Genomic DNA, 12,084 nt, shown 5'->3' on the forward strand with positions numbered 1-12,084 from the left:
GCGGGTGATCAGTAGCGCCGGTACGGTACCGCTGCGTGGTTTTTGCCGTACACCGAACTGCAACCCGCTCTAACCGGGCTGTGACTATGAAAACACTATCTGAACGATTGCTGAACGGGTCTTCCGTTCGATCAAGGAGGAGTCAATGAACAAAAAACTGAAGATGTTGCTCGCCGCTTGCGCGGTCGTTGCGCTAGCGTTGGTGTCAACGCCTGAAGTCAGTGCGCAGAGCGATCCGCTGCGCAACCAGTTTTGGTGGCCTGAGCAACTTGACCTCGCACCGCTGCGGCAACAAGACGCTAAAGCCAACCCGCTGGGAGAAAAGTTCGACTACGCCAAGGCGTTTGCCAGCCTCGACCTGAACGCTGTCAAACAAGACATCAAGAAAGTCCTGACGACGTCGCAGCCTTGGTGGCCGGCTGATTACGGAAACTACGGCCCGTTCTTCATCCGCATGGCCTGGCACAGTGCCGGCACGTACCGTGTGGCTGATGGGCGCGGCGGCGCGGGCGGCGGTCAACAGCGCTTCGAGCCGCTCAACAGTTGGCCGGACAATGCGAACCTCGACAAGGCGCGGCGGCTGCTCTGGCCCGTCAAGCAGAAATACGGTCAGAAGCTTTCCTGGGCCGACCTGATGGTTTTGACTGGCAACGTCGCGCTTGAATCCATGGGGTTCAAGACCTACGGCTTTGCCGGTGGACGCGCGGACGACTGGGTACCGGATTTGGTTTACTGGGGGCCTGAGAAAAAATGGCTGGCCGATGAGCGCTACAGCGGAGACCGCAAACTCGCGAATCCGCTGGCCGCTGTGCAGATGGGTCTGATTTACGTGAACCCCGAAGGCCCGAACGGCAATCCTGACCCGCTGGCGGCCGCGAAGGACATCCGCGAAACCTTTGGCCGCATGGCAATGAATGACGAGGAAACGGTGGCGCTCATCGCCGGTGGTCACACCTTCGGCAAGGCGCACGGCGCTTACGATCCGGGCAAGTGCGTGGGGCCTGACCCCGCCGCCGCCGGTATGGAGCAGCAGGGATTCGGCTGGACGAACAAATGCGGCAAGGGCAATGCGGGCGACACGGTCACCAGCGGTCTGGAGGGCGCGTGGTCGTCCAAACCGGTTGCCTGGAGTTCGGAGTACCTCAAAAACCTCTTTGCCTTTGATTGGGTGAAGACCAAGAGTCCCGCCGGGGCGACTCAGTGGGTTCCCGCAAATGGGCAGGCAGCCAGCGCTGTGCCCGACGCGCACGACCCGTCAAAGCGGCATGCACCGATCATGTTCACGACCGACCTTGCGCTAAAATTCGATCCGAGCTACCAAAAGATTGCCAAGCGCTTCGCGGATAACCCGGAGGAATACAGGCTCGCGTTTGCCAAGGCGTGGTTCAAGCTCACGCACCGCGACTTAGGCCCGCGTTCCCGCTATGTCGGTGCGGAAGTTCCGAAAGAAGACCTGATTTGGCAAGACCCGCTCCCCCGCGTCGGCTATAAGCTGGTCAACGCGACAGATGTGGCGGCGCTGAAAGCCAAAATCCTCGCATCAGGCTTGACCGTCCCCGAACTGGTCAGAACCGCGTGGGCCTCGGCGGCCACGTTTCGCGGCACCGATATGCGCGGTGGCGCGAATGGCGCGCGCCTTCGCCTCGCGCCGCAGAAGGATTGGGAAGTCAACAATCCGGCGGAACTGACCAAGGTGCTGGCGCGTCTGGAAGGCATCCAGAAGGATTTCAACCGCGCGGCAGTCGGCGGGAAGAAAGTTTCGCTGGCCGACCTGATCGTGCTGGGTGGCAGTGCCGCCATCGAAAAGGCCGCAAAGGCCGCGGGCCACACGGTGGTGGTGCCCTTCACGCCGGGGCGCGTGGATGCAACGGAAGCACAAACCGACGTGCTGTCCTTCGCTCCGCTGGAGCCGGTGGCGGATGGTTTCCGCAATTACTTCAACAAAGGCGAGCGCCTGTCGCCTGCGGTGATGCTGGTCGAACGGGCGAATCTGCTGACGCTCTCCGTTCCTGAAATGACCGTGCTGGTCGGTGGTCTGCGTGCCTTGAATGCCAACGCTGGGCAGGCGCAACACGGAGTATTCACGGATCGCCCTGGCACCTTGAGCAATGACTTTTTCATCAACCTGCTCGACATGTCCACCAAGTGGAGCAAGTCTTCTACCTCCGAAGGGATTTACGAGGGAGTTGATCGCGCGACCGGCAAGGTCAAGTGGACGGCGACCCCGGTTGATCTGGCGTTCGGGTCGAACTCCGAACTGCGTGCCCTGTCGGAGTTCTATGCGGCGGCGGACGGAAAAGCGAAGTTCGTGCAGGACTTCGTGAAGGCGTGGGCCAAGGTGATGACCCTCGACCGCTTCGACTTGCCCTAAGTGTGGCGATGAAGCAGGGAAGGCACTGACAAAAGCAGTACCGCGCGCGTGAGCAAGCGGAGCAATCAACTGTTACCCAATGTTCGACAGATGACGGCTCCGCTTGCTCACGCGCGCGGTACTGTTTTAGTCCTTTGCCCCCAACCGGAACGTCAACCCCACGCTAAACGTGCGCGGGTAACCCGGCGTCGCGTGGATGCGTTCGACCTCATCCGCGTTCGGCGAGACGCGCGAGGCAAAATAATTCTGCGTCTCGAAGTAACGTTTGTCAGTTAGATTGTCTATTGCCAGATTGAATTCCAGCCGCCGATTCAGCCGCTTGTTCAGACCAAAATCCACTACGTCCAACCCCGCCGCGCGCAGGCCGGGATCAACCGGATCGAGCCGGTAATTGCTGGTGTGCCGATAGCGCAGCGAGCCGCTGAACCCGCGCCAGCCTGTCAACGTCAACGCCGCATTGGCGACCAGGCGCGGCGCGCTGTCCACGTACTTACGCTGGCCCGGTGCGGGGTCGTCTTCGGCAAAAAAGTAGTCGCGATAAAACACATTCGCCACGCTGGTCACACCCGCGTTGAAGCTGACGAAGCGCGTCAGCTTCAACGCTGTTTTGACCTCGAACCCATACGCGCGCGTCGGCCCTTTGAATTCAAAGCTGCCGTCATCGGGGATGTAGACCTGTTCATTCGAGCGATCCAGCCAAAACAAATCGGTGCTGAGCGAGAAGCGGTTGACCCCGTGAAAATCAAAATGATGCGCCGTGCCGACTTGGTAAAAGTCAGTTGTTGAAAGCTTCGGGCGGTCGGGCCGCTCGACCACACCGCGCGCGTCCTGGCTGGCGATGCCGCGCCCGTAGTTGAAATAGAGCGTTAGCGGCAGGCGGTCGCTGGGCGTCACCGACAGATTGAATTTTGGCTGCAAGCGTGCCGCAGACTGCACACCCGAAGCCGCCGGATCAATCTGATCGTTCACGCGAAAGCGGAAGTAGTCGTAACGCAAGCCGCCTTCGACGTGCACGTGCCCGTGAAAGAGATCAAGCCCTTGCTGGACGTAACCCGCCGTATTGGTGACGCGGGCGAGCGCGCTGGTCTGTAGGATTTCGCCATTCGCGCGATTGTCCGCCGTAATGAACTTACGATTCGGCGCGCGGCCGATGGATGGATACAAGCCGACATTGATTTGATTGTCGTGGTAATTCGCGCCCGCAATCAGCAGGGCGTGCTGGCCGAACACGGTGTAAGGCCGCAGATACTGTGCATTCGCCCCTTCCTGCAAGCGCGAATCGTGCTGTTGAATCTCATCGCCATGCTGCGGATCAACTTGATAGAAGGTGAAGTTGGAATACAGATCAAAGAGCGAGCGCGAGACAAATCCATCCACTTTGAAGACCGCGCCCTGACTATCTTCTTGCCGGTAATACACACTGCCAACGCCCGTATGCACGCGCCCGCCGTTGTCCGGGTCAATAAAGCCGAAGCGATCCAGCGCGCCCGTGTTGACCAGATCGAGCGGAAGCTGGCCCGAGGAATAAAAGTCATTGCGGCCCAGATTGAATTTGAAGCCCAGCTTGTGCGTCTCGCCCAGGTTGCGAATGTAATTGCCCGTCACGTTGTCGCGTTTGTAACGCAACGGATTTTTGAACGGCCCATCCGAACGCGACAACTCATACGCCAGCAACGCCGCGCCCGTTTTCAGCTTCGGGCTGTAGCCCAGAAACGAGCGGACTGTGTCGAACGAGCCGCCAGACAAGCGCGCAATCAATTGATCATCGAGCGCTTCTTTCAGCCGAATATGCACGACGCCCAAGCCTGAAAAATCGCCGTATTCGGCGCTGAACGGCCCATTGACGATCTCCACGTCCTGCACCAACTCCGGCGTCAGCGCTTTCAACTGGCCCAAGTAACCCTGCCCGTGGCCTTGCGTGCCCTGGTTTTGCTGGACGTTGTCCACCAGCACTTTCAGCCCGCCATTGACGCCCCCGTGATCCAGGTTGAAACCGAAGCGGCGGATTTCGAGCGACTTGCCTCCGCCTTCGTGCTGCCCGGCGTTGATGCCTGCGTCCAGCGTATGAAAGACCTGATCGTCGCGGCTAAACAGCGTATCGCGGTAAATAGTTTCGTTGCGCCGGTCAACCGTTGGATCGAGTTGCGCCGCCGTGATGACCAGACTGTCGTGGATTTGCGGGATGACGTATTCGATCTCCAAGCGCAGCCTGTCTTCGCTGGCGTTGACGGTGGTTTCGTTGGCGGCGATGTTTTTGCCGCTGACGCGCACGATCAGGTTTTCGCGCGGCACGGTCAGACTGAAATTGCCTGCGTCATCAGTGACGGCGGTTTTGTCGCCTGCGGAAGTCGTGATGGTGACGGTGACGCCGCGCACGATTTCATTGCGGGCGTTGACGACGGCGCCGATGAGCACGCGGCCCGCCGTGTTGGCGGTTTGCGCCGCAATGCTCGCAGTGCAATCCAGCAAAAGGCAAAGGGCCGCGATGATCGTCGAGGTGCGCATACGATGTTCTTCTCCTGACTTGTTTGGTTGGCGGCAAGCGCCATCCTGTAGAAGTACGGTATGCGGAGGCGAGTGGATTGGTGCAATTGATTGAAAACTGGCTTACTGACTTGCCAGCACACATGACCCAGCCTAGACTGCGCATATCTTTCAGCAAACGAGTCAACAAACGAGTCAGCAAACGAGTTTGTCCTACAACTTCGATTCAGGTGCAGCAGCGAGGGCGTCGTATGCTCAATGCACGCAAGCGCACACTATGCCACCCAGGCACAAAGAAGCTCCACGAACAAGGTGGAAACCAATTGCGCTGTGGGCGCGCTCATCCAACAATCAATAGCGTTAACGGCCCACGACGGTTAAACGAATTGCCGAGAAAACCGTTGGGCTGCTGCAACAGTCTCTTTGCGCACTGCCTGCGCTTCGACAGAGTATGGATTCGACGAATCAGGCTCGCTCATTTGCGGCAATTGTGTGGGCGCGCTAAACAGGAGGTCGGAAATGATCAAGCACTTCGGTCGCTGGGTAATCGTCTTGCTAATCGCCTTAACGGCCGGCGGTTGGTATTTGGAGCGCACCCTTGACCACGCAATAATTACCCAGGCTCTCTGGGTGATTTACGTCGCGGCGCCGGTGGTTAGCTTGCTGGCTATGGAGCGCCAGCGTGGCGCGCGACCCGGCGTCCTCAGCATCCTGGCGACATTGGGGGCCGCTTTGGTTATTGCCTGGATTCTGCTTGGGCTGGACGCACGATGGTGGATCAAGGGACTGCTATTCATTGTGCTGAGCACTCCTCTCACCTCCATCGCGAACGCCAGATTCCGGGCAGACGTCATGCGGGCGCAGCAACGCCGGGACGCGCACGCTACGCAACTCGCTGAGGCTGCCTTGGCTGGCGCGCCGGTTGAACGGTTCGCCTTGTACCTGCGTCCGTTCGTCAGCACCGACCGGTTGATAGCACAACCGTTGCCCTCAGATACCGAAGTGCCGGTTCATCTCGATGTTGAAACCGTGCTCGCGCGCGGTTTTCGCACAACGGTTCCGATCATCGCGCTGGGTACCACTGGCGATACGATGGAGGGGGCCGCGCGCGTGATGGTCAGCGATGACCACTGGCGCGAGATGGTCGAAGCGCTGGCGCGGCGTGCCGAGTTCATCGTGATGGTGCCGCTCTCGCGACCAGGTACGATGTGGGAGTTGGAATGGCTGAAGCAAAGCGACTTGCTCAAAAAGGTTCTTTTCATTATGCCTGAGACTCTCTATGAAACACCCGGCGGAGTGGTTTCGACACAGGAGCAAAGTGATCGCGTCTTCGAAGCAGGCGTGCAATTTTACGAGGCCTCAGTTCACATGCTCGATTTGCCGAAGGAATGGTTCGAAGCGGTGCGCGCCGCGAGAAATTTCGGTCTCGAATTTCCGCCGCTGGCCGCAGTCGGTGCTCTTTTCACGATGAATCCGGCGACCGGAAAGGTGAAAGACATTCTCCCGTTGGCATTGTCTATGGTGACCCGGCGCGTTCATTACTTGCGCACGAGCGTGGCGCGGCTGGGATTGTTGCCGGTGTCAAAGGCGCCGGGCGATTTCTCCAAGGAGTTTGTAAAGGCGATGATTTGGGGCGGGCGGACGCTCGAATTTGCCTTCATGCGCGCCGGGGACGGGTACGCCGCGTGGGGCGACACCGACACCGCAATCAGCCTGATGCAGCGCGCGGTCGAAGCCGGACAGCCACGCCCGAAATTCTCAACTGAGTACATCCACGCACTGCCTGCGCTGATGGAGGAACGCGTGCAGGTGGGCGACACCCGCGCTGCTGCAAACTATGCTGCATTCACACGCCGGGTGTGTGCCGACGCCGGGCTGGCGGCGCTGACCACAGATGAGACGCTGCGCCAGATAGACAGTCTGTGCCGGATGGAAGCAAACCCTCAGTGATTTGGAAACGGCCTTGTCTGCGTTCAAACGCACTGCTCTGCCATTGAACAAGGGATGCTTCGCCATTATGTCGCAACTGATTGTTGACCAAATCTGCGAACTCAGGCAGGAAGTCGAAGAATACATCGGTATGACGGACGCTATCCAAATCTGGCAGGTGCGTGAACGTGTTGCTGCCGAGGCCGGAATCCAAAGCTGACTTGACCAACCGCCGGATGTCAGGCCGTATACCGAATATGCCGCCGCCTGAGTACGCTTGCCTTCTCACGCCTTCGCTCGCATCATCCTCGCCATCAAATCCACCTCCAAAGGAAAACACCAATGCGCATATTTCGTTTCACCTGGCTCTCTTTGCTCGTCCTGGTCAGCTTGACCGCGGCCCAAAACCCCGCGCCCAGAACGCCGTCCCGCGCCGACCTCCTGCGCGGTGAATACAGCGCGTGGCGGGCGAATAACGATCTGCTTTCCTACGACCTCGACATTCGCGTAGACCCCGACAAGAAATTCATCAGCGGCAAGAATACGATTCGCTTCCGCATGCTCAAGCCGGACACGCGCATCCAGCTCGACCTGTTCGCCAATCTCAACGTAGACAAAATTCTGCACGGCGCGACCGAATTGAAATACACACGCGAGTTGGGCACGGTCTGGGTGGATTTCCCCGCGCCGCCCAAACAAGGCTCGGTGCAAGCCATCGAGTTTTACTATTCGGGCAATCCGCAAGAGACGGGGCGTTTCGGCGGCATCAGCTTTCGCAAAGACCCGGCGGGGCGTCCGTGGATCACGACCGCGTGCGAGGGCATCGGCGCAAGCATCTGGTGGCCGAACAAAGATCAGCAACAAGACGAAGTCGAAAGCATGCAAATGCACATCGCCGTGCCCAACGCGTTAACCGATGTGTCGAACGGGCGCTTCGTTGGCAAAAAAGATTTGGGCGATGGTTACACGCGCTGGGATTGGAACGTCAGCTATCCGATCAACAATTACAACGTCTCGCTCAACATCGGCCAGTACGAACATTTCAGCGACAAGCTGGGCGGCCTGACGCTGGATTTTTACTGCCTGCCCGAAAACCTGGAAAAAGCCCAGCGCCAGTTCGCCCAGGCCAAACCGATGATCGTGGCGTTTGAAAAGTATTTCGGCCCGTATCCCTTCAAACGCGACGGCTACAAATTGATCGAAGTGCCGTACTCCGGCATGGAGCATCAGAGCGCCGTGACGTATGGCAACCGCTTCGCCAACGGCTATCTCGAACGCGACTGGACGGGCGTGGGCGTCAGCCTGAAGTTCGATTTCATCATCATTCACGAGAGCGCGCACGAGTGGTTCGGCAACAGCATCACCGCCGCCGATGTTTCCGACCAATGGATTCACGAAGGCTGGGCGACTTACGCCGAATGCGTTTATGTAGAGGCCCTGTTCGGCAAAGAGGATGCGCTGAAATACACGAACGGCTATAAAACGAAGGTGCGCAATCAACAACCGATCATTCCGCCGCACGGCATCAACGCGACACCGGGGCAGGATCAGTATTTCAAGGGCGCGCTATTTTTGAATACGTTGCGCTCGGTCATCATTGATAAAGATGGTGACGATGCGCGTTGGTGGAAGGCCTTGCGCGCGTATTGCGAGCGGTTCAAATACCGCAACATCATGACCGAAGACCTCGTGCGGTTTTTCAACGCGCAGACGGGCCAGAACCTGACGCCGATTTTTGACCAGTACTTGCGGCAGGCGGCCTTGCCTGTGTTGGAACTGCGCTTTGCGCTGGGCAGCGTGGATTATCGCTGGAAGGCGGAGACGAAGGGTTTCGCCATGCCGATCAAAGTGGGACGGCGCGGGCAGTGGCAAACGATCAAACCAACAGCGGAATGGCAGACGATGAAGACGGATTTGGGGAAGGATGCGTTTGGGGTGGCGACGGATTTGTATTACGTCGAGGTCAGCAAGAGTTGAACAGTTGATGGGGTTGAACAAAACCAAAAGCCCTGAAAGGGCGACATTCAATAGCCAGGGGCAGCGTCCCTAGCGGCGGACGGGAAAAGTAAGAAGCCCTGAAAGGGCGAAATACGGTGCGGGTATTTCGCCCTTTCAGGGCTTTTGGTTTTACTGCGTTCTGACCCAGGGCGTTGCCCTGGGCTTCCATCTTGCGCCCCGTTGGGGCTTTCAGCAGAAGAGCCGAATCAGTGTCGCAGCACTGCTTCAATCTTACTGCTTGCCCTCTTTCTTCAACTTGCGCGGCGCGTAATAGGGCTTGCCGTTCAGCTTCTGCACTTCTTTCATAAAGCTGGTGCCGTACTCGCGCTCGGCATCTGACAGCGCCCAGGCCTGGCGTTTGTAATTCCAACTGTCGGGATTGAGTCGTTGCGCCTCTTTGTAATGCCGGATCGAAGCCGGGCCTTGGCCGTTGTGATAGAGGTATTCGCCCAAGGCAAACTCAGCAGCGGCCAGCGCCCATTCGGGCTTTTGCGGTGTGAGGCGTTCGCGGATTTCCACTTCACTCAGTGCAAACTGGCTCTGGTCGCCCTTGGCCGCCCAATCGCGGATAGCGGCGAGATATTCGGCGGCGTCCAAGCGGTGCATGCCCTTGTAACGGTCGTCCACATACGCGGCTTCGTTCGGACGCACGATGCGGCCTTGTTCGTTGATCCAGACGGCGGTCGGCACGTTGACCATGTCATAGAGCCGCGTGACCAGATGTTGGGTGTCAACCAAGACCGTGTATTCAGGTTTGGCCGCGTCAATCCAGGGTTTGGCGTCTTTGACGCCGCCGGTATCTTGGGCGACCGAGACGATCTCGAAGTTTTTGTCTTTCAATTCGGCGTAGAGCTTCTGCCAGCCTGGCAGGTCAAAGCGGCAGCCTCACCACGAAGCCCAGGTGATCAACAACACCTTCTTGCCGCGCAAGTCATGCAACGCGTGCGGCTTGCCATTCACATCGGGCAGCGTGAAATCGGGCGCGGTCAGCGAGCCTACAAAAGCATTTTGCACTTCCGGGCGCTCGCCGAAATACCAGGTCTCGGCTTCACGTGCGACAGGCTGATGCAACAGGCGCGCAAACTCGCTCAGGTTGAACCAGTTGGTCTTGCCTTGCGGACGCAAAAACGCGGTCTTGCGGTTTTTCGGCAGCGGGAAACAGAGTTCGTCGCGGCAAACGCCTTGCGGTTTCAAAGCGAATCTAGTCGCGCGTGTCAGGTCAGCCAGCGTCACCCACAGATCGCCGCTTGCGTTCATTGCAGCGGGCGGTGTGGCGACAGCCGTGGCGACTTCGTCGTAAATGACCGTTTGTTTGCCGGGGTCGGCAGCGCGAGTTGTCATAGTTGCGAGTACGCAAAAGAGAAGTGCGCGGATGAGTCGGTTGATGGTTTTCATGGTTTGTTTTGCAAATCGGAACACGAGTACGGTATGGCGCGCGTGCGCAAGCGGAGCCGTCGCACGATGTTCATTGGCGATGAGTTGCCAAACGCCGCTTGCGCACGCGCGCGGTGCCGTACTAAAGCAGCGTCCGTTGAATCAGCCAATACGCGCCCGCCAACGCCACCAGCACCGAGCAAACAGGCACGTAACGCTTCATAAAGATCGGCGATTTATGGAAATGCCAGATCAGCGGCAACACCAGAATCGCAATCGAGATCTGGCCGATCTCCACACCCAGATTGAAGGAGAACAGCGGCAGCGCCACGCCGCCGCCATTCACGCCAATGCCCAGTTCACGCAACACCGACGCGAAACCGAAGCCGTGAATCAACCCGAAGCACCACGTCAGCAACCAGCGTTTTTCGTAATTGTGCCGCACCAGGTTTTCAATCCCGACATACACAATCGAAGCCGCGATCAGCGGTTCGACAACCTTGGACGGCAAACTGACCCAGCCCAGCGTGGCGACGGCCAGGGTCAGCGAATGCGCCAGTGTGAACGAAGTGATGATCTTGGCCGCTTCTTTGAAGCTGCCGCCGACGATGAGCAGCGCGAACAGGAACAGCAGGTGATCGTAGCCGGTGAAAATGTGCTCGATGCCTAGCTTGACGAATTCGCTGAAGGAAAAAGCGGCGGCCTGGTTGGCGCTGGCGCTGGTCGCATTGGCGCTGCTGTCAAAGGTGTCGTGGGCAACGTCCAGAATTTGCTCGTTAATCGTTTGCCCCTGTTCGCCGCGCAACGAGATGACGTGGCGGTGGCCGCGCGCGAGTTTCGGCAACAGCAACGATTTCGCTTTGATGGGCAGCGCGGCGTCGCCCAGAAAGGTGATGTAAAAGAGCACATCGTTAAAGTCGTCGAGTTCGGCTTTGCTGCTCAACACCGACAAGCGTTGGCCGTTGGCGGTGACTTCCAGCATCGTGTTCGCCAGAGCTTCCAGTTTGGGGCGCGCGGCGGCGAATTCTTCGGCTGAATACTTGCCATCGCCATTGCTGTCTATCGTCACCAACGGCGCAATTTCAGCGCGATTAAACGCCAGGAAGGCGATCAATTGTCCGCCCGCCAACCGCAATTCGATATTGCTCAAACCGGGATCGTGCGCCCAAGCGGGTTGCACCAGCATTGCGCACAGCAGCAATTGCCACAGCGCGCGCATCAGCCTGGCGGGTTGATTTTGTTGCTTCATAAATGTTTGCGTTAAAGAAAAGAGCGTCGCGCCATCAAACCATGTCTAGCCGCCGGAAAACAACCAGACGTTGACCAAGCGCAAGAATTTTCTTTGGGTAGCGTTTGAACGCCTCGTATAGAGTGCTGCTGCAAGCCGCAGCTTTTTGGTTGTGCCCGGCAGTTTTCGACTCCTCTCGGCCCATCGCAGGCAAATGAAAAGCTGCAATGTGCCGCGACATTTCATACTGTTTGCAGTCGTTAGCGTCAGTTTTTTCATCGGAACGGGAATTTTTTGTGACATTTTGGGACAGTCGCTTGCGTTCAATCTCTAAGAAATGTATTTAGCTAACGACAAAGCACTGCGACTCTCATTTATGCTTTGTTACGGAAGGGTTCAGTAATCGGATTGGAACACGCACTAAGATTAGAGTACGGAAGGGCGAGATAGTGCGGGCCTTGTTCATTTCCTTTACAGCTAACATTCCCGGCTTACGAAGTCAGCGTTCCCACGCGCTGGCTTGATTAATCTTCTACTCGTGGGATAGTTGTCTTGTTCGGCGAGTAACCTTAGACAAGCGACCTAACACCTTTAGCAAAACTTCCTTTTGTCTGTCGCCCCGGACATCTGCCAAGTGTCTGCATGGCTTTGCCCAGGCGTATTTGCGCGCTCTTCACGCAGGGTATCACTACCCGTTTCA

At 58.0% G+C, this 12,084-nt stretch carries 7 protein-coding genes; 3 read left to right on the plus strand and 4 right to left on the minus strand.

Annotation, left to right across the window (positions count from 1 at the left end):
• The first annotated feature begins 145 nt into the window (after window positions 1-145).
• Entirely contained in the window at window positions 146-2,371 is a 2,226-nt protein-coding gene (katG, locus tag HY011_20640; protein ID MBI3425348.1) for a catalase/peroxidase HPI, read from the plus strand.
• Window positions 2,372-2,497: 126 nt separating this feature from the next.
• Here the strand turns inward: katG and HY011_20645 are convergent, their stop codons facing one another.
• A complete protein-coding gene (locus HY011_20645; GenBank protein ID MBI3425349.1) occupies window positions 2,498-4,876 on the minus strand; it encodes a TonB-dependent receptor in 2,379 nt (792 codons plus the stop codon).
• 498 nt (window positions 4,877-5,374) lie between these two features.
• On the opposite strand from HY011_20645, the gene HY011_20650 reads away from it, so the two are divergent.
• Together HY011_20650 and HY011_20655 are read left to right on the plus strand one after the other, a co-directional pair.
• Window positions 5,375-6,805 carry a hypothetical protein gene (locus HY011_20650; protein MBI3425350.1) on the plus strand — a complete coding sequence of 477 codons (1,431 nt, stop codon included), beginning with the start codon at window positions 5,375-5,377 and terminating at the stop codon, window positions 6,803-6,805.
• A gap of 321 nt (window positions 6,806-7,126) precedes the next feature.
• Window positions 7,127-8,761 carry a M1 family metallopeptidase gene (locus HY011_20655; protein ID MBI3425351.1) on the plus strand — a complete coding sequence of 545 codons (1,635 nt, stop codon included), beginning with the start codon at window positions 7,127-7,129 and terminating at the stop codon, window positions 8,759-8,761.
• Between the two features lie 252 nt (window positions 8,762-9,013).
• Here HY011_20655 and HY011_20660 read toward each other — a convergent pair whose 3' ends face one another.
• The 3 genes from HY011_20660 to HY011_20670 all read right to left on the minus strand — a co-directional run bounded on the left by HY011_20660 (window position 9,014) and on the right by HY011_20670 (window position 11,405).
• On the minus strand, window positions 9,014-9,652 hold the full coding sequence (locus HY011_20660; protein ID MBI3425352.1) for a TlpA family protein disulfide reductase: 639 nt from the start codon (window positions 9,650-9,652) through the stop codon (window positions 9,014-9,016).
• A gap of 15 nt (window positions 9,653-9,667) precedes the next feature.
• A complete protein-coding gene (locus tag HY011_20665; GenBank protein ID MBI3425353.1) occupies window positions 9,668-10,123 on the minus strand; it encodes a redoxin domain-containing protein in 456 nt (151 codons plus the stop codon).
• A gap of 175 nt (window positions 10,124-10,298) precedes the next feature.
• Window positions 10,299-11,405 carry a HupE/UreJ family protein gene (locus HY011_20670; protein MBI3425354.1) on the minus strand — a complete coding sequence of 369 codons (1,107 nt, stop codon included), beginning with the start codon at window positions 11,403-11,405 and terminating at the stop codon, window positions 10,299-10,301.
• Between the last annotated feature and the right edge of the window lie 679 nt (window positions 11,406-12,084).

This window comes from Acidobacteriota bacterium (assembly GCA_016196035.1).
Taxonomy (GTDB): domain Bacteria; phylum Acidobacteriota; class Blastocatellia; order RBC074; family RBC074; genus JACPYM01.

Excerpts from the sequence above, each read along its gene's own strand:
- HY011_20650 (MBI3425350.1), top strand. The coding sequence starts at position 5,375 with ATGATCAAGCACTTCGGTCGCTGGGTAATCGTCTTGCTAATCGCCTTA.
- katG (MBI3425348.1), top strand. The coding sequence starts at position 146 with ATGAACAAAAAACTGAAGATGTTGCTCGCCGCTTGCGCGGTCGTTGCG.
- HY011_20655 (MBI3425351.1), top strand. The coding sequence starts at position 7,127 with ATGCGCATATTTCGTTTCACCTGGCTCTCTTTGCTCGTCCTGGTCAGC.
- HY011_20665 (MBI3425353.1), bottom strand. The coding sequence starts at position 10,123 with ATGACAACTCGCGCTGCCGACCCCGGCAAACAAACGGTCATTTACGAC.
- HY011_20670 (MBI3425354.1), bottom strand. The coding sequence starts at position 11,405 with ATGAAGCAACAAAATCAACCCGCCAGGCTGATGCGCGCGCTGTGGCAA.
- HY011_20645 (MBI3425349.1), bottom strand. The coding sequence starts at position 4,876 with ATGCGCACCTCGACGATCATCGCGGCCCTTTGCCTTTTGCTGGATTGC.